The following is a 22,645-nucleotide window of genomic DNA, read 5'->3' as shown; positions in this document are numbered from 1 at the left end:
AACGCTCAAATGACGCGCGCGAGCGCGCAACCTCAGCCCGGCGCGAAGACGCTGCTCGTCGGCACGAGCACGTCGAGGCTCGGCGCGCCGTCGAGCGCGAGCGCGCCGGCAGACGGCGAACCGCTGCAGGCAGCCGCGAGCGCGCCGACAGGCGGCGAGCCGCCGCCGGCGACCGCGAGCGCGCCGACAGGCGACGGGCCGCTGCCGGCGGCCGCCAGCGCACCGACAGACGGAGAACCGCTGCCGGCGACGGCGAGCCCGCTGCCGCCGCCGAACCCGCCGCCGCTGCCGAGCCCGCCGCTCACCTCGATCCCGCCACCGCTGCCGAGCCCGCAGCTGGCCTCGAGCCCGCCGCTGCCGCCGAGCGCGCCGCCGCCAGGGCCAAACAAGACGCCGGCCCCGAGCGTACCGCCGCCGGTACCGAGCAGGCCGCCGCCGCTGATCCGCCGCAAGGACGGCAGCGTCGCGAGCGGGCCGCCACCGGCGCCGCCGTCGCTTGCGCCGCCATCGAGGCCACCGCCGCCGATGCCTCCGGGAGGCGCGTCCAGGTCCAAGACGACGGCGCCCCCTGGATCCCCCCCAGCCCGCCCTCCGGCGCGCGGCCCAGGCCAGCGCCCGCCGAGCCCGAACCGCGCCGCAACGCAGCCCGCTCCAGGCTCCGCCGCGAGCGCGGGCAAGCCGGCGCCGGGCTCCCAGCCGGGCGGCGCGGCCCAGGCGATCGCCGCCTTCGACGCAAGCACGACGCCGATGCCCATCTCGGTCGAGCCGACCGCGACGCCGCTGCCCATCTCGGTCGAGCCGACCGCGACGCCGCTGCCCATCTCGGTCGAGTCGATCGAGCCGGCGCCCATCTCGGTCGAGTCGATCGAGCCGGCGCTCGCACAGAGCGGCGCGCCCGCGCAGAGCGCTGCGCCCGCGCCCGTACAGAGCGCCGCGCCCGCGCAGAGCGCCGCACCGGCGCCCGTACAGAGCGCCGTGCCCGCGCAGAGCGCCGCGCCCGTACAGAGCGCCGCGCCCGCGCAGAGCGCCGCGCCGGCGCCCGCGCCAAGCGCGACGCGCACGCCGCTGCCAGGCGGCGCGCACGCGCCGAGCGCCACGCGCACGCCGCTGCCGGGCGGCGCGCCCACGCCGGGCGCCCCGCGCGCGCCGCTGCCGGGCGGCGCGCCCACGCCGAACGCCACGCGCACGCCGATACCGGGCGTCACGCCGAACGCCGCGCATGCGCCGGGCGCCACGCCCGCGCCGAGCCCAGCGGCGCTCGCGCAAAACGCCGCGCATGCGGCGACCGTCCTGCACGCGCCGAGCGCCGCGCATGCGGCGACCGTCCTGCACGCGCCGAGCGCCGCGCATGCGCCAGCGCCGAGCGCCGCGCACGCGCCGAGCGCCGCGCACGCGCCCGCCCAGCCACCTCCGGCGCCCCGCTCGCAGCCGAACGCGCCCGAGGCGCCCGCGCAGAGCCCGCAGCTCGCCGCGCCGGACCTCGCCGCCGAGCTCCAGCAGCGCGCCGAGCGGCTCAAGGGCAGCGATCCGGTCGGCGCGGCACGCGCCCTCGTCGAGCTCGGCATCCATGAAGAGCGGGTGCTCAAGAACCCCGCCGCCGCGCGCCGCTCGTACGAGCGCGCGCGACAGCTGTCCCGCACGCTCGAGCCGGCGCTCTCGCGGGTCCACCGCGTGCTCGACGCGCGCACCGAGCTCGCCCTCGCGCTCGAGGTCGTCGAGGACAAGCTCCGCGTCGCCGAGACCGACGCGCTCCGGGCCGACCTCCTCGCCGAGCGGGCGCGCCTGCTCCAGGCCCTCGGGCGGACGCCCGAGAGCTGCGAGGCGTTCACCGAGGCGCTGCGGCTCGTGCCGCTCCACGCCGCGTCGCTGCGCGGGCTCGAGATCGCCCTCCGGCGCGAGAGCGCCCGCGGCGCCGAGCAGGCGGCCAAGGACCTCGCCGCGCACCTCGACCGGCTCTCCGCCGCCTACGCCCCAGGGCGCGGGCGGCCGGACGGCGACGGCCAGCTCACCGCCTGGGTCCACGTCGAGCGCGCCGCCGTGCTCGATCGCAAGCTCTACAAGCCGGAGCTCGCCCTCGCGTCCCTCGAGGGCGCGATCGCGTTCGATCCAGGGCCTGGGCCCGTGCGGGAGGCGCTCCGCCGCCACCTCGTGCACCACGACGGCATCGTCGGCCTCGTCAGCGCGCTCTCCCTGGAGGCCGATCACGAGAGCGACGACGACCGCGCGGCGCGGCTGCTCTACACGGCGGCGCGGCTGCTCATCGACAAGATCCGCTCCCCGGCGGACGCGGTGCCCCTCCTCCGGCGCGCGTCGACGCGGGCCCCGGCCGGCTCGCCGACCGCGCGGCGCGTGGTCGGCGAGCTGATCCGCCTGCTCGAGGCGAACGGCATGCTCGAGCTCGCCGCCAACGTGCGCCAGAAGGAGCTCGCGCTCCTCACCGACAAAGAGGCGATCATCCACGAGCACGTCCGCCTCGCGGAGATCTACGACACCCTCGGGGACGCAGAGCAGGCCGCGCTCCACGCGACGCGCGCGCTCGACCTCGATCCCGAGGACAGCTCGACGCGGGAGCGGCTCGACCGCGCCCTCCAGCGCCTCGGCCACCACGCCGAGCGCGTGGAGGTGTGGACCGCCGTCGCCAACGCCGACCGGCCCGCGCCCGTCCGGGTCGCGGCGCTGCTCCGCGCCGCGGACATCTCCGAGCGCCACCTGAAGCGGCGCGACGAGGCGCTCGCCATCCTGCGCGCCGCGTGGGCGATCGAGCCGGGCAACAGCTCGGTCTTCGACGCGCTCTCCGCCCTGCTCACGCCGGACGCCCTGGCCGTGGAGGAAGATCCGCGCGGCGTGCAGGCGCGGCTCGACCTGTACACGCAGGCCGCGAGCGCGACGGAGGACCCGACGCGCAAGATCGGGCTGCTCGAGAAGCTCGTCTCCATCTGGGAGGACGAGCTCGCCCAGCCCGCCCGCGCCGTGGAGGAGATCGAGAAGATCCTCGCGATCGACCCGGAGCGGCGCGCCGCGATCCTCGCGCTCCAGCGCAACGCCGCGCGCGCGGGCGACGCGCAGCGGCTCGCGCGCGCGCTCTGCGCCGAGGCCGAGCTCACGGGCAGCCCGCGCGAGCAGCGCAGGCTCCTCCTGCGCGCCGCCGACGTCACCGAGCTCAGGCTCGGCGATCGCGACCGGGCCTCGTCGCTGGTCGATCGCGCGCTCGCGATCGATCCGGCCGACCCCGACGCGCTGCGCGCGCGCGTCCGCCTCGACGAGCGCGCCGGCCGGTACGAGGAGGCGCGGCGCGCGCTGCTCAAGCTCATCCAGCGCGACCCCGCGGGAGACGCGGCGTTCAGCCTCTGGCTCGAGGTCGCGGGGCTCGACGAGCGGCGCCTCAAGCGGCCGCACAGCGCCGTGGAGTCGTACCGCGAGGCGGCGCGGAAGCGGCCCGCCCACCCGCTGCCGCGGATCGAGATCGCGCGGCTCCTCCGCGAGACCGGCAACTACGAGAAGCTCGTCGAGGTGCTCAGCTCGCTCGCCGACGAGGCGCAGCGGCCCGACGACCACGCGCGGCTGCTCTTCCAGGCGGCCGAGGTGCAGGAGCTCGCCCTCGGGCGCGATCAGGACGCCCTCCGCCTCCTCGCCCGCGCCGACGCGGCGCTCGCCTCGGGCCAGCACGATCCGGCGATCCTCGACGCGATGGAGCGCATCTACGTCCGCGCCGGCGGCGCAGGCGTCGGCGTCGGCCTCGGCGCGCCCGTCGCTCAGCGGCCCGCGACCGGCGCCCGCGCGCCCAGCCTGCCGGGGATGTCCGCCTCCATGATCGCGAGCGAGCTCGCCGGGCTGTACGCGCGCTGGCTCGAGCGCAAGCCGCCGGCGCTCGTCGATCACGCGCTCCGGATCTCCCTTGCGCTGGTCCTCGCGGACAGCAGCCCGCGCCAGGCCGTCGAGATCCTGGAGGGGCTCGTCGGGGTGGTGCCGAACCACGTCCCGGCGCTCCGCATGCTGGAGCAGCTCTACCGGCACCTCGAGGCGCCGACGTCGCTCGCGACCGTCCTGCGCGCGGAGGCCGACGTGTTCACCTCCGCCACCGCGCGCGGCGGCGCCCTCTGGGAGATCGCGTCGCTCGAGGAGCAGCTCGGGCCGAGCGCCGCGCTCGAGGCGCTCGCGCGCATCGTGAAGGAGGCGCCCGACGACGCGGCCGCCCACATGGCGATCCTCCGCATCGCCGCCAAGGCGAATCCCGCCGATCCGATCGCGCCGCGGGCGCAGGCGCTCTTCGCCAGCGCCATCCGCGACAGCCGGGAGCTGACGCCCGATCCCATCGCGCGCGCCCTCTACAGCGTCGAGGAGGCGCTCCTCGCGGAGGCGCAGGCCGACGCGGACCTCGCCGCCGCCCGCGCGGCGCTCGCCGGCTTCCGCAACGCCCTCGGGCTGTGGCCGGAGAGCGTCATCGCGGCGCGCGGGCTCGATCGGCTCGCGCAGCGCCTCGGCGACCGCGCGAGCGTGATCGCGGCCCAGCTGGCGCTCGCCGATCTCGTCCTCGGAGCGCCCGCGCGCGCGATGCACCTCGTGCGCGCGGCGGAGCTCACCGCCGAGGACGCGTCCCCCGAGGGCCGCGCGCGCGCGCTCGATCTGTACGAGAGCGCGCTCCGCGCGGATCCGAGCTGCGTGGCCGCGGCGCGCGCGCTCGCCAGGGAGCTCGCGGGCGATCCCCAGCGGCTCACCGACCGGCTCGGCGAGGCGCTCGGCAAGGCCGCGAGCCGCGAGGCGATCTCGCTGCTCGGCACGGAGATCGCCCGGTCGGTGCTGCAGCACCACGGGCGCCCGGGCGCGATCGACGCCGGCGTGGGCATCGCGGCCGTCCGGCGGGTCATCGAGACGCTCCCGAACGACGCGGCCGCGCTGCTCCTGCTCGCGCGGCTGCTCACCGCGCAGCGCGTCTGGCTCGAGGCGCGCGACGCCCTGAAGCGCACGGTGGCCGCGGCGACGGACGCCGAGACCAAGATCGCGGCGCAGTTCCTGATCGCCGACCTGTACGAGGGCGCGCTCGCGAACCCGGCGCTCGCCCAGGACGCGCTCCAGGCGGTCCTGTCGCTCGACGCGCAGAACCGTCCCGCGCTCGAGCGGCTGCACAAGCTCGGCGTCACGCGCGGCGACCACGCGCTCGCGCTGCGCGCGCTGGGGCGCCTGGTCGAGCTGTCGCCCGACCCGGGCTCCCGCGTCGAGGCCGCCCTGCGCCTCGCGGACGCCTACCGCGACGCCGGCGACACGGCCGGCATGGTCCGCACGCTGTGCGACGCGATCGTGAGCGCGCCCGGCGGCGACACGCGCGGGTGGGTGGCGCTCGCCCGCCTGTACCGCGTCGACACGAGCGAGGGCGCGGCGGCCTACGCCAAGGCGCTCGCGCAGCTGCTCGAGATCGCCGAGTCGCGCCGCATCCCGGCCGATCCGCGCTGGCTGACCACGCTCGGCCTGCTCGAGTCGACCCTGCTCGTGCGGCCTCGCGACGGGCTCGCGCGCCTCCAGCAGGCCGTCGCGCTCCCGGGCGCGCCGCCCGAGTCGCGCACCGCGCTCGGCCGCGGGCTCGAGGCCGCGGGCCGCAACGCGGAGGCGGTCCAGGTGCTGCGGGACGTCCTGACGCCCGATCCGGAGGTCTTCACGCGGCTCCCGGACCTCGGCCCGGCGCTCGCCGCGCTCGAGGCCGCGCTCGCCAAGGACGGGCGCGCGGAGGAGCGGATCACCGTGGAGGAGGTCCGCGCCTGCCTCGGCGAGGTGTCGCTGGACCGCATGTCCCGGCTCAGGGGCCGGCGCGTCCCGTCGGAGGCGCCGTACGCCGGGGCCTTCGCGGGCCCCGAGATGGGCCGGCTGCTCCTCCCGGAGGCCCGGAGCCCGTGGATCGACGTGGCGCTGGCGATCGCGCCGATCGCCGCGAAGGCGATCCGCTTCGAGCTGAGCAACTTCGGCATCAGCTCGCGCGAGCGGATCAGCCCGCGCGACAACCACCCGACGCGGCATCTCGCCGAGCGGGTGGGCCGCGCGCTCGGCGTCGAGGCGTTCGAGCTCTACCTCGTCCCCTCGTGGCAAGGAGCCGCCCGCGTCTTCCCGGGTGATCCCCCTGCCCTCGTCGCGCCGACGTCGTTCATGGAGCTCCCGGAGCTCGAGCAGACGTTCGCGCTCGCCCGCCTCTTCGCCCGCATCGCGGTCGGCTTCACGTTCCTCGACGAGATCCCGGCCGAGGCGACCGACGGCCTGCTGCTGGCGTCGATCCGCACGATCGATCCCGGCTTCGGGTCGGGCGCCATCTCGCCCCCGCGCGAGCACGCCGCGCAGCAGATGCTCCCCGGCGTGCAGCGGGCGATCGGGCGCCGCCAGCGCAAGATGCTCGAGGAGCTCGCGTCGACCGTCGCTGTGTCGTACGACGCGCGCGCCTTCGTCCTCGGCCTGCGCCGGAGCGAGCACCGCATCGGCTACCTGCTCTGCGGCGACGCGCTCGCCGCGATCGACTACCTCCGCCGGTACGATCGCGACATGGCCCGCTCGACCGAGGAGCCCCGCCTGCTCCTTCAACACCCGGTGTCGAACGAGCTCCTGCGCTACGCGCTCTCGGCCGAGGCCTACACCGAGCGCCGGCGCGCCGGATCCATCTGGCCCGCCGTCTGAGCTGAGCGGCACGCGCCCGCTGCGGATACGGGCCCACCTCGACGTTTTCGGTGCTCGGCGTGCTGGAGCACGCCTGTGCGCCGAAAACGCCGATCTGGGCCCGTCTCCTGTGCGGGCGCGCGCCGCTCGGCGGGGCGCATTCCAGGGCGGATGAGCTCGGCGGGGTGCGTTCCAGGGTGGATGAGCTCGGCGGGGCGCATTCCGGGGCGGAGGAGCTCGGCGGGGCGCGTTTCAGGGCGGATGAGGTCGGTGACGAGGGGGCTTCACCAGGGATGAGCTCGGTGAGGGGCGCGCCACGATGGATGAAGGAGCGGTGGTGACGCGGCTTGGCATGGTGTGTTTCATGACCGGTGAAGTTCGATGTCGAGAAGATATCGGTGCTTCTGCGGTAACAGGGACGTACAGGGGGCCGGTGATGTTATGTGGCTCCCGGGGTCGCGGTGGGCAACCGAACATCCGTGTTGAAAAGATCACCGCGCTTTTGCGGCGACAGGGACGTACACACGAGCACCTATGTCGTATGGCGCGCCGGGGTGCGCGGGGCTGCGTCGAACACGTAATTGTCCGACCGGAGCGGTGTTTGGGCGTTTGAGGCGCGCGGAGAAGGTCAGGAGGACGGCGCGTGGTATCCTGATCTCCGCGTGAGCAATCCGCTGATGCCAGGCGCCCTGGTGGCGAGTCGCTATCGGGTCGATCGCCAGCTGGCCGAGGGAGGCATGGGGGTCATCTGGGCCGCCACCCACCTCGCGGACGGCGAACGTGTGGCGCTGAAGCTGCTGCGCCCCGGCACGGCGGAGGACGCGTCGACCCGGCGGCGCCTCGTCCGGGAAGCGCGCGCGGCGGCGGCTGTCGATCACCCGAACGTGCCATCCATCCACGACGTGCTCGAGCTCGACAACGGGACGCCGTTCCTCGTCATGGATCTGCTCGAGGGGGAGTCGCTCCGCGACAAGCTGCTGCGCGAGGCGCAGATCCCGCTCCCCGAGCTGTCGCGCATCCTGCTGCCGGTCATCTCGGCCGTCGGCACCGCGCACGCGCTGGGGATCGTCCACCGCGACCTCAAGCCCGACAACATCTTCCTGCTCACGCCCGACGCGGCCGCGCCACGAGGCTCGCCCGGCACAGCCGCTCACGCCGCCGAGGAGCACCCGAGCGGCGCGGCGGCGCGCGGCTCCGCGGACGCGCCGGAGGCCGCGCAGCACGACGCCCGCGTCAGGGTGCTCGACTTCGGCATCGCCAAGGTCACCGCGGCGCCCGGCGAGACCAGCTGGTCCTGGGGTCGCACCGGGAGCGGCGAGATGCTCGGGACCCCGTACTACATGTCGCCCGAGCAGATCCTCGGCGAGCACGACGTGGATCACCGCGCCGACATCTGGTCGCTCGGCGTCATCCTCTACGAGTGCCTCACCTCGGTGCGGCCCACCGAGGCCGAGAACATGGGCAAGGTGATGAAGCGCATCCTGACCGGCTCCATCCAGCCGATCGGCGAGAGCGCGCCGACGCTGCCCGCCGACGTCGCAGCCATGATCGATCGCATGCTCAGCCCGGACCGCGCGCAGCGCCCGGCCGATCTCCGCGAGGTAGGCGCGCTCCTCGAGCGCTACGCGGCCGCCGCCCTCCGCCCCTTCGGCCCCCCGGCGGCGCCCAGGGTTCCGGAGAGCGACGCGCTCGTGCCCAGCGCCCGCGCGAGCGACCCGCTCGTGCCCAGCGCCCGCGCGAGCGGCTCGCTCGCGCCCGACGCCCGCATCAGCGACGCGTTCCCGGCCAGCACCGCCGATCTGGACGGGGACGCGTCGACCGCGACGCTGCGCGCAGGCAGCCTCCTGCCAGCGCCCCCCTCGAGCAACCGGCCCCGCGCGCGCGGCGCCGGAGCGGCCTCCCTGGAGGCGCCGCCCGGCGCCGCGGCGCTCTGCTCGCCGGCGACGGCCGGCGCCACCGCCGCGCTCGCCGGAGAGGGGGCGGTCGCCTCGCCGGCAGGGACACGCCGCGCGAAGCGCGCAGGGATCAAGCTCGTCGCCGCCGGCGTGCTCATCGCCGCCGGAGCAGGCTTCTCCCTGCTTCGCTGCTCCGCCTCGTCAGCGCAAGAGTCGCCCCGCCACCCCGTCATCGCGCCATCGAAGCGCGCGCCATCGAACGAGCAGTGATCTGGTCGACTCCGGATCTGCCGGAGAGCCATTGAGGGAGCTGCCTGAACGAGCCAGTGTCGAGCTCGCCAAGATCCGGTTGTGATGCGATACGCCAGCGTTCTGCCGGGTCGGATTCCTGTTGCGCCTGGATCTTGAACGCGGCGACGCTCCCCCACCTCAGGAGAGCGTCATGCCCAGCGATGTCATCGTCCGGATCCGTTCGCCCCGAGGGTTCGTCGACCTGCCTGGCACCGTGGATGCCGTCGGGCCAGCCGCGTCGTCCGCCTTCGAAGAGCGAAAGTCCGCGCCAGGCATTCACCTGCTCGCGGTCGCGATGAGCGACAGCGATCATGCCATCTCGCTCTCGGCGCCGGTCCCCGGGGACAGCCTTGCGGCGCTCCGGGAGCGCGAGGGCAAGGCGGTGCTCATCGTGTTTCCCGGCCGCTCGCCCGTGCGTCGACGGCTGCGCGCCGTCGCCGTCTCCAGCGTCGAGGTCGTGCCGGATCCGGGCGTGGCGTCGCAGGCGGCGCCGATCGACCTGAACGCGGGGCGCGAGGGCGCCGCGCCGCTCTGGCTCCTGCCCGCCGGGGTGTTCAGCGCGAGCCCGACCCTCGGCCCCGACGGGCCCGCCGCCCGCGATGCCCTCGTCACCGCGGCCCGGTGGATCTCGTCGCGCCGGACGAGCACGCTCACGCAGCTCTTCCCGCCGAGCGCGTTCCACCCGGAGGAGCCGGCGCGCAAGGAGCGGCTCTCGGCGCGCCGGGGCGCGGCGCTGCTGGATCAGGCGCGCGCGGCGCTCGAGATCGCGACCGTGGGCGGCGAGGAGGCGAGGCGCGATCCGACCGCCGCCGCGACCCTCCGCTCGGCGGCGACGACCATCCTCGCGCACCTCATCGCGACGTCGCTGGACGACCGCGGCTTCGCGCCGGTCGCGGAGCGCGCCGCCGAGGAGATCCTCGCGCTCATCGAGAGGGAGGCGGGCGACGAGACGGCCCGGCCGGCGCTGCGCGCGCACGCGATCCACCTGCTCCAGCTGCGCGCCCCGGGGCTCACGGCGGCCCAGCAGGAGCGAGCGCGGGGGCTCGTCCGCGGGCTGCTCCGCGAGGCGCCGCCGTACGACGAGCTCACGGGACCGTGGAACCTCGCGATGTGCGGCGCCTCGGAGTTCCACGAGGGCGAGTGCAACATCCTCGTGTCGACCCACGGCTTCAAGGAGATCGCCCTCCCGCCCGAGGCGCCCCCGTCGCCGAACGCCTCGAGCCCTTACCGCGCCTTCGAGGCCCCCTTCAAGACGCCCGCCGGCGAGCCCATCCGCGTCTTCGCCCGCGCCGCGACCCCGCGCGACGAGAACCTGGAGATGGGGATGGCGTTCTTCATCGGGGTGCACATCAACCGGCACGCCCAGCTCGGCGCCTTCGACCTCCGCGCGGCCGCTGTGCAGGTGAAACAGGAAGGGTACAAGCTGATGATGAACTCGCAGTGCGCGGGGCTCACCACGCGCTTTGCCGTCTCCCAGATGTTCCCGGACGCCGACATCTACTCTTCGTGGGACTCGACGTACTTCAGGACCGGACCGGACGGGGTGGTCACCTCGTCCGAGGGGGTCGACTGCTTCGTCGCCGCGCTGCGCGGGATGAGCAAGCGCGCGTCGCACGCGGAGCTCGACGCGCGCCTCCGGAAGGCACAGTGGCCCCACCCGCAGGCGCAGATCGCCGGGTTCTCGCAGTTCGTCGGGCCCTCACACCCGCTCGTCGTCGCCCGCTACTCCGACGTGAACCGGGACGGGCGCGCGGATTACTACGACGGCTTCCTCGACTTCCAGCTCGCGGACATCGCCGAGGACATCGAGGCCTCGATGACGCCGCGCGACCCGGGGGTGAGCGCGTCGCAGATCGGCGGCGACGGCGCGGCGGGCCTCAACTGGGCGGCGGGCAGCCTCAATCGCGTCGCGCAGTACTCGGACATCTGGGCGGGGCTCGCGGGCCAGAGCGAGCTCTACTATGCCTTCCAGTCGGGGGGCTTCTTCAGCCACCGCGAGCCGCCCCACGACGTGCCCACGGGCGGCGCCGTGCAGCAGGATCTCGGGCGGCTCCCGGTCATCACCCGCTTTCAGCAGAGCGAGGAGGCGCTCGGCGGCCTCTCGGTCGAGGTCATGTTCCACAGCCACCTGAGCCACGCGGCAAAGGAGCTGAAGCGCCTGCTCTGCGCGGCCGACGCCATGCGCCGCGCCTTCGATCTCGGCTACCTCTCCGGCGAAGGGGAGCTGTCCACGCCGAGGGGGCAGCGCTGCGCCATGCTGCTCACCATGGCTGGCCTCTTGGAGTTCCCGGCGGACCAGAACCGCATCGACGGCCTGTGGTCGATGGCGCTCAAGGCGCTGCGGCTCCCGGAGGTCTCGCGGAGCGCGGTGCGCGCCTGCATCACGGACGAGGATCACGAGATGTCGAACTACTACGGGTCGCAGCGCGGGCTGGCGCAGCTCCTTGCGGCGCTCGAGAAGAGCGATCCGGGGGCGTTTCAGCAGCTCGGGAGCGAGGATCCGCTCGTGGGGAGGCTTTCGGAGATAGAGCTTTCGGCCGAGGGGAAGCCGGAGGGCTGAGCTCGAGAGCGCAGGTGGGGGGCCGAGGCGGTCGTCGCACGCGTCGTGCTGGCGCAGCTCGTGACGGCCGGACGGAGACAGGGCGAGGGCGAGAGCGCAGCGCTACCGAGCGCGGGCGAGCAGCGCCTCGAGCTCCCGGATGCGCCGCTCGGCGGCCTCGCGGGCCGTGCGCTCGGCCTCGGCGTCCCGCTGCGCGGCTTCGGCCTTGCGCTGCGCGGCTTCGGCCTTGCGCTGGGCGCGCGCGGCCTCCCGGCGGGCAGCTTCCTTGGCGGAGCGCTCCGCCTCTTCCGGGGTCAACCAGCGCTCCGCGCCGGCCTCGTCGGTGCTGAGGTCGAACGACGCGCCGGCCGGCGTCCGCGCGGCGTGAAGCCAGCCCTGCAGGAACTCAGACCACGCGGGCCCCTCGCCGGCATGCACCTGCGCGAACATGGCGTCGTCCACGCGGCGCCAGATCTGGATCCGGAACGGGCCGCCGTGGGCGCGCGGGCCCTCGTGGAACGGGTCGAGGATCCACAGCTCCTCGACCCCGCAAGCCGCATACTTCTGCGGCGCGATGACGTAGTCCTTCGTCGGGTGCTGCGCGCTGACGATCTCCACGGCGAGCCGCGGCGCGACATGGCCCTTCGTCCAGAGCCTCAGGCTGCGCACCGCGTCCCCCTCCGGGGGCGGCGGCTCGACGACGTAGACGTCCGGGTCGACCCCGAGCTGCGGGTGCTGGCGGTCCCAGCGGACGGCGAGGTTGCGGCCTATCTTCACGGTGCGCTCGGCACGGGCTGCCCAGCCGAGCAACAAGCCGCGGATGCGCTCGCTCAACAGATCGTGGGGGCTCGACTCGGGCACCGTCTCCTCCGTCAGCACCCAGCGCTCGAGGTCCGGGACGACCTCGGAGCAGCGGATCACGCGGAGAGACGGCGGCATCGGCCCGGAAGGTAGCACGGGGCTGGGGGCGCGCTGCGCGGCGGGCAAGGTCGGCGGAATCCTGGGTGCGGTCATGGCAACACCTCCCCCCGGGCGCGGAAGGGGCCGCGCTGCGGGGTGTCTCTGTTAAGGAGTTCCGGGCGGGCGGGGCGGGTGATTTCGGAAAATGCGTCGCCGCGTCGTGAGCGCCCGAGCGACGCCATCGGTCAGTGCGTCTTCATTCGACGTAGAGCATGGGGGTCCAGCTGCTGCAGGCGCCGGAGGTCATTGCGGTGCACCGCGTGTGACGAATGGCACCGGATGTGCCAGAACCACCGCCGGTCGAGTCGAGCACGTAGGCGAGCTCCACGGAGGCCGCTGCCGAGGTGCCGGCGCCCACGCCGCGGGCCAGCGCCGGAGAGCCCACGATGCGGATGCCGCTGACGGGCTGCGTCGCCGTCGACCAGCTGCCACTGCCGCTCGGGTTGAAGAACCTAGTATACAACGTTCCCGCTGACCCGCTGGAGCTCGATCGGTAGGCCATCACGACAAGCCCCCCGTCGAGAGCGGCGAGCGCGACCTGATGACTCGTCGTAAGCGTTCCGATTCGCAGCAACGGGCTCCACGTCGTCGTTCCCGTCCGCCTCCTCCAGTACATTCCCCCTGCCGAGTCAACGAGGACCACCCAGCAGATCGGCCCCGCTCCCGCCGCGGAAGGCGATGATCGAGGACGGCACGGTCGAGGACGGCGTGCCCCCTGAAACGTTCGTGCTGAGCACAGGCTCAAGCACCCATGCATTCTCGGCGTTCCTTTCCCTCGCCCGGATTTCCAGGACGTCCGACCCGTTCACCCTGATGCCATGCGTGTAGACCATCGCCGGGCGGTCCGACGGTGGTGCCGCGATATCAGGTGCCAATTCTGACCTGGTCGTGTCCTCGACGTACCCGAAAGGTTGCCAGGCATTGCCAGCAAACCCTCGCCGGGATGGAAGTGGGCTCCGAGGATGTCGTCCGCGCCGCCGAGCAACAGCACGGTGTGCGCCTGGCATGTTCCAGGAATCATGATGTTTCCCGTGCAAAAGGCGCCAGCGATGCAATCCGTGTCCGCGTTGCAGCTCGTCAGACATTGACTACCCGCCCACGCGTAGAGGTCACAAGGCGCAGTGTTCGCCGGGCAGTCTGCCGAGGCACCCGTGCACGACTCGGCCATGTCGCACCCGCCCGCCGCCGCGCGGCACTCCGTCCCGCTCGCCCTCACGCTCGTGGCGGCGATCATCGCCGAGCGGGGGGCGACGGCAGCTACGGCGGGCTCTCGAGGACACGCGGCGCGCGCTCACTGCTGAAGGAGAGGCGGCCCATGCCGCGTCGGCGCGGGAGCGCGAGGCCGAGGCCATGCGCAGCGGCGCGGAGGCCGCTCGCCATGCACAGGACACAGCGCAGCGCGAGGCCGCAGCGGCGCGGCAGGCGCAAGACGCGGCCCAGCGCGACGCCGAGGCCGCGCTGCGCGACGTCGCAGCGGCGCGGCAGGCGCAGCACGCGGCGCACGCCGCCCTGGAGTCCGCGAAGGCCGTCGCAGAAACGGAGCGCCAGGCTGCGCTGGAGGAGGCCCGGCAGGCGCGCTCCGAGCGGGACTCGTTCGCGCTGGAGGTGCGGGTGCTGCGAGCGGAGCTCTCGACGGCGCGCAAGCCTGTGGAGAAGGCGCCGCAAGCGGCGGAAAAGCTCGCGGGGACCTCCGTGAAGCCGAGGGCGCCGAAGACATCCGAGCAGCCGGGCAAAACGAGCTGGTGGTGTCAGCAATGCGGGCGAGGAGGGACGCGGCCCGAGCGGTGCGGCCTATCGCGGCCGATGGGTGGCAGATAGGTGCCGGGGAGCACCGCCGGACGAGCGCGATGCCGAGCTCGGGAGATCCGTCGCCGCACGCCCTTCGCGCGGCCGCCGCGCACGTCGGGTCTTGCAAAAAGGGCGGCGGAAGCGCTATCCCCGAGGACGGGACCTCATGTTGTGCCCTCGTTGCCACCGGCGGTACGCGGATGACCACCGCTTCTGCCCGCACGACGGAGAGAAGCTGGTCGCGAGCCACGACATCCGGCGGCTCCGGTCCCAGCCCACCGAGCACGTGGGCGCGATCGTCGCCGAGCGGTACCGGGTGCGGGGCCTGATCGGCAGCGGCGCCATGGCGCAGGTGTTCCTGGCGGAGGACACGAAGAGCGGCGCGCCCGTCGCGCTGAAGCTCCTGGAGCCGAGGTTCCGCCGCGAGCCCAAGGTGAAGGCGCGGTTCCTCCTGGAGGCCAAGGCCGCGGCCACGGTCGTTCACCCGAACATCGTCGAGGTCCTCGACATCGGCCTCCATGAAGGGTCGCCTTACCTCGTGCTGGAGTTCCTCTTCGGCGAGTCGCTGAGCTCGCTGCTCCTGCGCGAGAAGCGGCTGTCCCCGGAGGCGGGCGTGCCCTTCCTCCTGCAGGCCGCGGCCGGGCTCGGCGCGGCCCACCGCGCGGGGATCGTCCACCGCGACGTGAAGCCCGCCAACGTGTTCCTCGTGGGGGAGAAGGGCGACGCCTGGGCGGCCAAGGTCGTCGATTTCGGGTTCGCGAAGCTGTACGAGCACTCGGGGCTCACGCAGGCCGGGGTGACCGTCGGCACCCTGGAGTACATGGCGCCGGAGCAGACCGTCAGCGACCCTCCCGACGGGCGCACGGACGTCTACGGCTTCGGCATGCTCATGTACCGGATGTTCACCGGCCGTCTCCCCTTCAGCGTCGCGCGGGCCTCCTCCCCTGCCCTGGCGCCCGCCATGGACGAGGCCGTGGTGCTGGCCAACCAGCTCGTCACGCCGCCCCCGCCGCTCAACCTGGGTGAGAGCCCGGCGTCGCGGGCGCTCGAGGCGGTGATCGCGAAGTGCCTGCGCAAGCGGCCGGAGAACCGATATCCCTCGATGGAGGCGCTCAGCGAAGATCTCGCCCGGCTCGGGCGGCCAGGCGCGCTGGCGGCGCACGCGCCGATCGCCTCGCCGGACGTGTACGCGGCGCAGACGCCCTATGGAGAGCACGCGGCGCGGTTCCTCTACAAGCAGCTCGGCAGGGTGTACGGCGACGCGCCGTAGCCGCGGCATGCCCGGAGCGCGCTCCCTCGCGCGACGCCGCGCTCGTGCGCTGGCCGCTTGCGCCGCCGTGGTCGGCTGGCTGCTCTGGCCGCTCGCCGCGGGCGCGTCGCCGCTCGCCGTGGGCGCGTCGCCGCTCGCCGTGGGCGCATCGCCCGAGGCGCCGCGGCAGGCGGCGCCGGCGACCGCCGTCACGGAGCCCGACATCCGCCCCACGCTGGCGTGGCTCCTCGTCCAGCTCGTGCCGAGCCCCGAGCTGTGGCTCGAACCGGGCGGGGCGCGCTTCGGGTTCCGCTGGCAGGTGACGCCGCTGCTCTACTCGTTCGGCATCAACCGCAAGCTCTCGCCGTGGCGCGCCTTCATCGCGGAGCCGCTCACGCGTCACGCCGGCTCGATCGAGCTCTTCGGCTCGCCCGGGTACGTCGCCCGTCCGGGCGCGTTCGCCGATCGCTGGGTGATCCGGGGCGGGGTCCGCGCCTATTTCCCGCTCCTCGACGGCGGCGACTACCTGTCCTGCTCGCTCGGCGGATCCGCGCTCTTTGCTCGAGGGCAGGTGGCGGCCTCGTACGAGGCGGGGGTCTACACCCTGTTCGGCGCCCTGGGCGCGCAGGTGGCGGCGACGCCGACGGCCGCCTTGCGATCGACCACGATCACGCTCAGCATCCGCTACTTCTGACGCCGCGCATGGCCACGCGCTCCTCCTCGTCGCAAACTCGCCTGTCCGCCGCGGCGCTCCTCGCGCTCGCGGGCCTGTCGTGCGGCGTGCCCGCGCGCATCCTGGAGAGCAACGTGGCGAGGCTGTTCGCGAGCCCGCTGCCCGTGCCGGACAAGGTGCGCGCGCCGTACCGCCCCGAGGCGAGGCTCGCCGCGCTCTGGGTCGGGCACGCGACCGTGCTCGTGCAGATCGACGACCGATGGATCCTGACCGACCCCGTCTTCACGTCGACGGTGGGCCTCATGGTGAAGCGGCTCGTCGAGCCGGGGCTCGCCCCGGAGGACCTGCCGCCCATCGACGCCGTGCTGATCTCGCACATGCACCTCGACCACCTCTCGCTCGGGTCGCTGTCCCTGATCGAGCCGAAGGTCCGCGCGCTGCTCGTGCCTCGGGGCGGGCTCGTCTACGTGCCCAACCATCGCTTCGCCTCGTTCGAGGTCCCGACCTGGACGACATGGCGGCAGGGAGATCTCAAGATCACGGCCGTCCCGGTGCGGCACTCCGGCTATCGCTACGGGCTGGACCGGGACTGGATGGCGGAGAGCTTCACGGGGTATGTCGTCGAGTACCATGGAATCACGGTCTACTTCGGCGGCGACACAGCCTACGACCGCGATGGCTTCGTGAAGACGCGCGGGCGATTCCCCTCGATCGATCTGGCCCTCTTGCCGATCGCGCCGGTGGGGCCGCGCGAGTTCATGGAGAGCAAGCACGTCGATCCGGCGGAGGCGGTGCAGGCCTTCCTCGACCTCGGGGCGCGGCGGATGATGGCTATCCATTTCGACACGTTCATCAACAGCACCGATACGTTCGGAGAGGCGCCCCGCGAGCTCCGGCGCGTCATGGCCGCGCGCGGGCTGGGGCCGGATCGCGTGATCCTGCCCAGGCACGGAGAGCAGCGGATCCTCATCACGAGGGGCGAGCCCGGGGGCGCGGCGGCGACGAGCGCGCCGGCGCCGCGCGGCGACTAGGCCGGGTCAGTCGAGCTCGCGGAGCGCCGCCGCGTAGTCCTCGGGCGTGTTCAGGTTGCGCAGCGATCGCAGCGCCGGATCCGCGGCGCGGAGCCGCGGATCCGCGAGCAGGAGCTCCGGCTCCGCGACGAGGGTGCGCGCCCGCTCGAACAGGGTGGAGAGCCGCAGCCTGCCCTCGGCGAGCAAGGCCGCCACCTCGCCGCGCACGGAGCACGCGTACACCGCGGCGAGCGGGTGATGGTGCCCCTCTGCCCGCGGCACCGCGATGGCGTGGCCGCCCGCCTGGAGATCCGCGAGGCGCCGCACGAAGGCGGGGTGCAGGAAGGGCGCGTCGGTCGAGGCGACGTAGGCCCGCTCGGCGAGCGGCGCGATCGCATCGAGCCCGGCCGCGATGCCCTGCAGCGGTCCGCGGCCCTCCACCGGATCGCGCACGAGCAGCACCCCCTCCGGCAGCGGCGGCAGCTCCTGCCCCGGCGCCGCGACCACCACGAGCGGCGAGGCCGCCTCGCCGAGGCGCCGCACCACCCGCTGGAGCAGCGCCTCGCCCTCGAACGGCAGCCATGCCTTGGGGCGCCCCATCCGGCGGCTCTGTCCGCCGCACAGCACGACGCCCGCGAGGCCGGCCACGCGGCCCGCCCCGCCGCCGTCCTCCGAGGGCGCCGTCATGAGCTGCACCGCCGTCCTGCATACCACCCCTGCCCGGAACATGCGCCGCGGCGCGCGCCGAGCGCCGCCGCCGGTGCGCTCGTGCCAAGCCTCAAGGAGCCGGCAGGAGGACCCGCGCGCCGCGGGCGAGCGTCACGCCGTCCACGTGGCCCATCAGCGGTCGCTCCGGCAGGACGACGTGAAAGTGCGTGTTCGACCCCATGTGCGTGAAGACGCCGTGGTGGCGCTTCGAGAAGAAGCCCACCAGCACCCCCTCGGCGGCGGGGAGCGCTCCGTTCACCGACGCCCGCACATGGTCCGCGTGACCGCCGCCGGGGGCGAGCTTTCTCCCGTCGATGACGTGCCAGCGGAGATCGCGGAAGCCGCCGCGCACCTGGACCGGGACAGCGCCCTCCGTGTCGAGCCCGCGCTCCCGCAGCAAGGCCTCGATGCGCGCGTCGATCTGCCCGTCAGGCACGTCGGCGTCGAGCGTCGCCTCCTGCCAGCGCGCGACGTTCGCCACGACGAAGAGCGTCGCCTCCTCGTCCGCCCCGGCGGGGCGCACGTCGAGGGTCCCGTCGTCGCGCGCATAGGAGGTCCAGATCGCGTCGTCGACGACCGTCACCTCCCCGCGCAGCGCGCTGAGCGCCCCGATCCCGAACGCGCGCGGGCCCGGCACCACATCACCGATGCGCACGGCGGGCCCCGTCTGCCCCTCGTGCATGATGGCGCGCAGCGCGCCGAACGAGCGGACCTGCACCGCCGCCGGCGCGCCCGGCGCGGGTCCCGCGGCGGTCTCGCTGGAACCCGCTGCGGTCTCGCTGGAAGGCGTGCAGGAGGCGATCGGGGACATCAGGAGAGCTCCGAGGAGCCCGAGAAGAACGCTAGGGAGAGTCGCTCGCATCGCTCGCATGGGGTTGCTCCTCTGTCGCGCGGGTCACGCGCGAGAGCGCGCGATTCAGGACGTGCAGCGCGCGCACCACGGCGGCGCGCTCCTCGCAGGGGATGGCGTCCACGATCGACTGGAACCGCAGCAGGCTTTGCCCCTCGAGTCGCCCCGCCATGCGGCGCCCGGTCGAGGTGAGCCGCAGGCGGCGGACCCGCCCGTCTTCCTCGCTGACGTCCTGCTCCACCCGGCCATCCTCGCGAAGGCGCTGTATCAGCCGGGTGACATTGCTCTTGTCGATGCCGAGCGCCCGCCGCAGGTCGCTCTGGGAGAGCTGCTCTCCCGCCCGCTCGGCGTCCGCCAGGACCGTCAGGGCGTGGGCCTCGCGCGGCGCCACCCGGACGCCGCACGGCGTGCGCTCCTCGTCCAGGAGACCGAAACCGCGCACGAAGGCGCGGACCTCCGAGCGGAGCTCTCTCGTGGTCACCCGTCGAGGAGACCACGGATGGTTGCGATGCGCAACCAATTTGGCACCGGGGCAGCAGCGCCGCGCCCCGCCGGCGGCCGCGCCGCCCAGGGTCAAGGCGAGGGCGCTCGCCCCTGCTCTTCCGCGCTCGAGAGCGCGACCTCGCCGAGCACGCCGTGGTTCGCCGCGCCGAACAGGTTGTCCGGATCGACGGCCTGCTTCACCTGCTGCATGAAGGCGCGCGCGCCGTCCGAGTAGATGTCCTTCACGAAATCCTGCCGGATCTTGCCGATCCCGTGGTGGTGAGACAGCGACCCTCCGGCGGCGAGGATCTCCTCTCGCGCGGCGTGCTCCATCTCGGCGTAATGGCGCACGGGGTCGTCGACGCCCTTGGCGTAGAAGCCGAGATAGAAATAGATGCAGACCCCCGTGGGGTAGACCTGGGTGATACGCCCCGTGAAGAACGGCTTGCCAGGCAGGCGCCGCTGCTCGTGCTCGCGCAGGATGCGCTGGCGCACCCGGTCGTAGAGCTCGAGCGCCCGGCTCCACGGGACGCTCGTCTCGAAGCTCTCCGCGATCGCCCAGTGCTCGAACGTGAGATCGCGGATATACGCGATGCCGAAGGTGAGCTGATAGCCGCGCTCGCCGTTCGCCGCGCCCGCCTTCATCCCGCCGTGCTGCGCCGCGATGCGGTAGAGCGTCTTCTCCTGGAAGTCGACCTCCTCCTTCGTCCCCTCGAACACGAGGGTGGCGACGGCGAGCTGGTGCGGATCGAAGCCCTTGATCCGGGTCACCACGAGCTTCTCCGCCTGGCTCTTCACCCGGGCGAGCAGCCCGGACTTCTTCGGCTTGAGCGCCTGACCGAAATGGAACTGCGTGTTGTCCATGACACGCACGCTCGCGGGCAGCGCGCCGGCGGCCTGCAGGTCGTAGAGGAAAGCGAGCCCGCGCCCGAGGTCGGGGAAGATGACGCTGCCGTAGCGCTGGACCTCGGGCAGGGGGAACAGCTTGACGACAGCGCTGGTGACGATTCCATAGTTGCCCTCGCTGCCGAACATGCAGTTCTTCGGGTTGGCGCCGACGCTCTCGCGCGGGGCCACGTGCGGCCGCTCGACCACGCCGCGCGCGGTCACGACCTGCATGTCGAGGACGAGATCCTCGATGTTGCCATACCGGTTCTTCTTCATCCCGCTCGCGTTCGTCGCGATCCACCCTCCGAGCGTCGAGAACTCGAGGCTGTCGGGCTCGTGCCCCATGGTGAGCCCGTGCTTCTCGAGCTCCGCGACGATGTGCCGCCCGGTCGCGCCCGCCTCGATGCAGGCCATGCGGTTCACGGGATCGAGCCAGAGGATCCTGTTCATGCGCCGCATGTCGACGGCGATCACCGTCCGCTCCTCGTGGATCGACAGGCGCAGGGCGTCCGTGACGTTGGTGCCGCCGCCGAACGGGACGAGGCACGCGCCGTGTTGCTTGGCGACCTCGGTGAGGCGCACGACGTCGTCGTGCGACGCGGGGAACACGACGAGATCCGGGACGCGCTCGAGGCGCTCGTAGCGGATCGCCCAGATCTCGGCGCCGGTGTGGCCGTGGCCGCGCCGGAGGCGCACGAGCGGGTCCTGCGAGATCTGATCGTCCGAAAGGAAGCCGCGGAGCGCGGCGACGAGCTCGCTCGCGACCCTGGCGTCGGGGATCTTGGGCGGGTAGTGCGGCTCGTTGCGGTTCTCGTAGGAGAGCGGCGCGGCGAGCGTGGCCGACATCCACGGGAGCAGCGACGGCAGCTCGACGTTGCTGATGCTGTACCGCGTGCCGGTCAGCACGACGCTGCCGCTCGGCTTGACGACGAACCGGGTGTCGGCGAAGCCCCAGCCGTCCTTGCGCTCCTCGTCGCGCGCCTCGTCGCGCGCCGCGGGGCCCGGCACGATGCGCGTGCTCGCCGGCGTCGCGCCGCGCGAGGAGACCAGCGTCGAGCCCGAGGGAGTCTCACGTCTTCGATTCACCATGGAGATAAGGCCTTCCAAGCAACCCGCGCACGAGCGCGCGTCCAATCCCGAGTAGATCGCGCTGGAGCGGGCCGGACGTCCATCGAGAGAGCGCGGCCGCCGATCGACGCCGCGGCTCTTCTGGGCCTGCTCAACGCGCGGCGATGGTGGCACGAACGTCGGCGGGCGTACCACCGGATACTTGGGCGCGGCCGCGGGCCCGTGGATAATGCGCGCCGAGACGCCGCTCGAGATGCGCCCTGCCCCTTTCTTCCTCGCGATGTGCGCAGCCGCCGCGCAGATCGGCTGTGAGCAGCCCGCCAACGTGGGTGCCGGGCTCGCGCCTCCGCCCGCCGTCGCGCCGGCCGTGCCGCGCGACGTCGCGGAAGCGACCCGGGGAGCCCGCGCCGCGCCGGCTGCCGCCACCGCCGCGCCGGCCGCCACCGCCGCGCCGGCCGCCGCGGCCACCGCCGCGCCGGCAGACGCCACCGCCGCGCCGGCCGACGCGATCACGCTCCTCGCCGGCGGCGACGTCTGCCTCGGCAAGGCGCTCGGCCAGGAGCTGCTCCGCGATCCGGCGTACGATCCGTTCGCCTCCGTCGCGGCGCTGTTCGCGTCCGCCGACGTGCGCTTCGTCAACCTCGAGAACCAGCTCAGCGACCAGGGCGGCGAGACCCAGCACCCACGCCAGCCGCTCGTGTTCACGGGCCCGCCGGCCGGCGCGGACGCGCTCGCGCGCGCCGGCATCGGCGTTGTGTCGCTCGCGAACAACCACATGTGGGACTACGGCAAGGGCGCGTTCCTCGAGACGCTCGGCCACCTGGAGCGCGCGGGCGTCGCCTACGTGGGCGCCGGCCGGACGCGGCTCCAGGCGTACGCGCCGGCCATCATCGAGCACCGCGGCTTCCGCGTGGCGCTGCTCGCCGTGACCGGCATCTGGAACCAGGGCTCGCTCTGGCAGCACCCGGCGCGGGAGTTCGTCGCCGCCGCGGAGCGGGACGGGCTCGCCGCCGCGGTGCGCGCCGCGCGCAAGCAGCCCGGCGTGGACGCTGTCGTCGTGAGCTACCACGGCGGCACCGAGTACCTGGACACCCCGCTGCCCCAGGCGCGCGCGCTCGCCGGCGCCGCCATCGACGCGGGCGCCGACGCCTTCCTCGGCCACCACCCGCACGTGCTCCAGGGCATCGAGCTCCGCCGCGGCCGGCCCATCTTCTACAGCCTCGGCAACTTCATCATGAAGGTGAAGAGGACCGGCCCCGCGGTCGAGCTCGCGATGATCGCGCGCCTGCGCCTGCGGCGGGGCGCGCCGCCCCTCGCCGAGATCTGCCCGGTGCGCAGCGAGGGCCTCGGGACCGTCCCGCTCGCGGCCGACCCGCGGCGGGCCGAGACCGAGGCGGCGTTCGCCGAGCGGATGCGCCGCGTCTCGGCGTTCGTCAAGGGCGAGCCGGCGATCGGCCCCTTCGCCGCCGACGGCTGCGCGCCGCTCGAGCCCGCCGCGGAGGCGGCCCCCGCCTCGCCGCCGAGGGTCGCCGGCCCGATCCGCTGAGCGACGCTTCGCGGCCTCGCGACGGGCACGCGCGCGAATCGCTTGGCACCGTCGGTCGGCGCCGGCG

At 74.0% G+C, this 22,645-nt stretch carries 15 protein-coding genes; 8 read left to right on the top strand and 7 right to left on the bottom strand.

The features are described 5' to 3' along the window. Nucleotides 1-32 precede the first annotated feature (32 nt). Entirely contained in the window at nt 33-821 is a 789-nt protein-coding gene (locus WMF44_RS49660) for a hypothetical protein (protein ID WP_437297051.1), read from the bottom strand. On the opposite strand from WMF44_RS49660, the gene WMF44_RS49655 reads away from it, so the two are divergent. The 3 genes from WMF44_RS49655 (at nt 748) to WMF44_RS49645 (ending at nt 11,376) form a co-directional block, all read left to right on the top strand. Further along, entirely contained in the window at nt 748-6,651 is a 5,904-nt protein-coding gene (locus WMF44_RS49655) for a cellulose synthase (protein WP_437297050.1), read from the top strand. The genes WMF44_RS49660 and WMF44_RS49655 overlap by 74 nt on opposite strands. A gap of 641 nt (nt 6,652-7,292) precedes the next feature. After that, a complete protein-coding gene (locus WMF44_RS49650; protein ID WP_437297049.1) occupies nt 7,293-8,795 on the top strand; it encodes a protein kinase domain-containing protein in 1,503 nt (500 codons plus the stop codon). A gap of 172 nt (nt 8,796-8,967) precedes the next feature. Then, a complete protein-coding gene (locus WMF44_RS49645) occupies nt 8,968-11,376 on the top strand; it encodes a hypothetical protein (protein WP_437297048.1) in 2,409 nt (802 codons plus the stop codon). 102 nt (nt 11,377-11,478) lie between these two features. Here the strand turns inward: WMF44_RS49645 and WMF44_RS49640 are convergent, their stop codons facing one another. Next, nucleotides 11,479-12,369, bottom strand: a complete 891-nt coding sequence (locus WMF44_RS49640) for a Uma2 family endonuclease (protein WP_437297047.1) — start codon at nt 12,367-12,369, stop codon at nt 11,479-11,481. 142 nt (nt 12,370-12,511) lie between these two features. Next, complete coding sequence (locus WMF44_RS49635; protein WP_437297046.1) at nt 12,512-12,778, bottom strand: hypothetical protein; 267 nt, start codon at nt 12,776-12,778, stop codon at nt 12,512-12,514. A gap of 887 nt (nt 12,779-13,665) precedes the next feature. Between WMF44_RS49635 and WMF44_RS49630 the strand changes: the two genes are divergently transcribed. From WMF44_RS49630 to WMF44_RS49615, 4 genes are all read left to right on the top strand, one after another. Next, nucleotides 13,666-14,133, top strand: a complete 468-nt coding sequence (locus WMF44_RS49630; RefSeq protein WP_437297045.1) for a hypothetical protein — start codon at nt 13,666-13,668, stop codon at nt 14,131-14,133. A 136-nt stretch (nt 14,134-14,269) separates the two neighbouring features. Beyond that, nucleotides 14,270-15,373 carry a serine/threonine-protein kinase gene (locus tag WMF44_RS49625; RefSeq protein WP_437297044.1) on the top strand — a complete coding sequence of 368 codons (1,104 nt, stop codon included), beginning with the start codon at nt 14,270-14,272 and terminating at the stop codon, nt 15,371-15,373. Nucleotides 15,374-15,440: 67 nt separating this feature from the next. After that, nucleotides 15,441-16,046 carry a hypothetical protein gene (locus tag WMF44_RS49620; protein WP_437297043.1) on the top strand — a complete coding sequence of 202 codons (606 nt, stop codon included), beginning with the start codon at nt 15,441-15,443 and terminating at the stop codon, nt 16,044-16,046. A gap of 8 nt (nt 16,047-16,054) precedes the next feature. After that, nucleotides 16,055-17,056 (top strand): MBL fold metallo-hydrolase, encoded by a 1,002-nt coding sequence (locus WMF44_RS49615; protein ID WP_437297042.1) that lies wholly within the window; start codon nt 16,055-16,057, stop codon nt 17,054-17,056. 6 nt (nt 17,057-17,062) lie between these two features. Here WMF44_RS49615 and mobA read toward each other — a convergent pair whose 3' ends face one another. The 4 genes from mobA to WMF44_RS49595 all read right to left on the bottom strand — a co-directional run bounded on the left by mobA (nt 17,063) and on the right by WMF44_RS49595 (nt 21,053). Continuing rightward, on the bottom strand, nt 17,063-17,722 hold the full coding sequence (gene mobA, locus WMF44_RS49610) for a molybdenum cofactor guanylyltransferase (RefSeq protein WP_437301699.1): 660 nt from the start codon (nt 17,720-17,722) through the stop codon (nt 17,063-17,065). A 91-nt stretch (nt 17,723-17,813) separates the two neighbouring features. Continuing rightward, nucleotides 17,814-18,554 (bottom strand): acetolactate decarboxylase, encoded by a 741-nt coding sequence (locus tag WMF44_RS49605; protein ID WP_437297041.1) that lies wholly within the window; start codon nt 18,552-18,554, stop codon nt 17,814-17,816. Between the two features lie 31 nt (nt 18,555-18,585). After that, nucleotides 18,586-19,074: a MarR family winged helix-turn-helix transcriptional regulator gene (locus WMF44_RS49600; RefSeq protein WP_437297040.1), complete on the bottom strand. Its 489-nt coding sequence runs from the start codon at nt 19,072-19,074 to the stop codon at nt 18,586-18,588. A 92-nt stretch (nt 19,075-19,166) separates the two neighbouring features. Then, nucleotides 19,167-21,053 carry an FAD-binding oxidoreductase gene (locus WMF44_RS49595; protein WP_437297039.1) on the bottom strand — a complete coding sequence of 629 codons (1,887 nt, stop codon included), beginning with the start codon at nt 21,051-21,053 and terminating at the stop codon, nt 19,167-19,169. A gap of 232 nt (nt 21,054-21,285) precedes the next feature. On the opposite strand from WMF44_RS49595, the gene WMF44_RS49590 reads away from it, so the two are divergent. Further along, nucleotides 21,286-22,578, top strand: a complete 1,293-nt coding sequence (locus tag WMF44_RS49590) for a CapA family protein (RefSeq protein WP_437297038.1) — start codon at nt 21,286-21,288, stop codon at nt 22,576-22,578. Nucleotides 22,579-22,645 lie beyond the last annotated feature (67 nt).

It is taken from the genome of Sorangium sp. So ce426 (genome assembly GCF_051475585.1).
In the GTDB taxonomy this organism is placed as follows: domain Bacteria; phylum Myxococcota_A; class Polyangia; order Polyangiales; family Polyangiaceae; genus Sorangium; species Sorangium cellulosum_B.
Note: the sequence above shows the minus strand (reverse complement) of the source record. Positions and strands in the feature narration are given on the sequence as shown.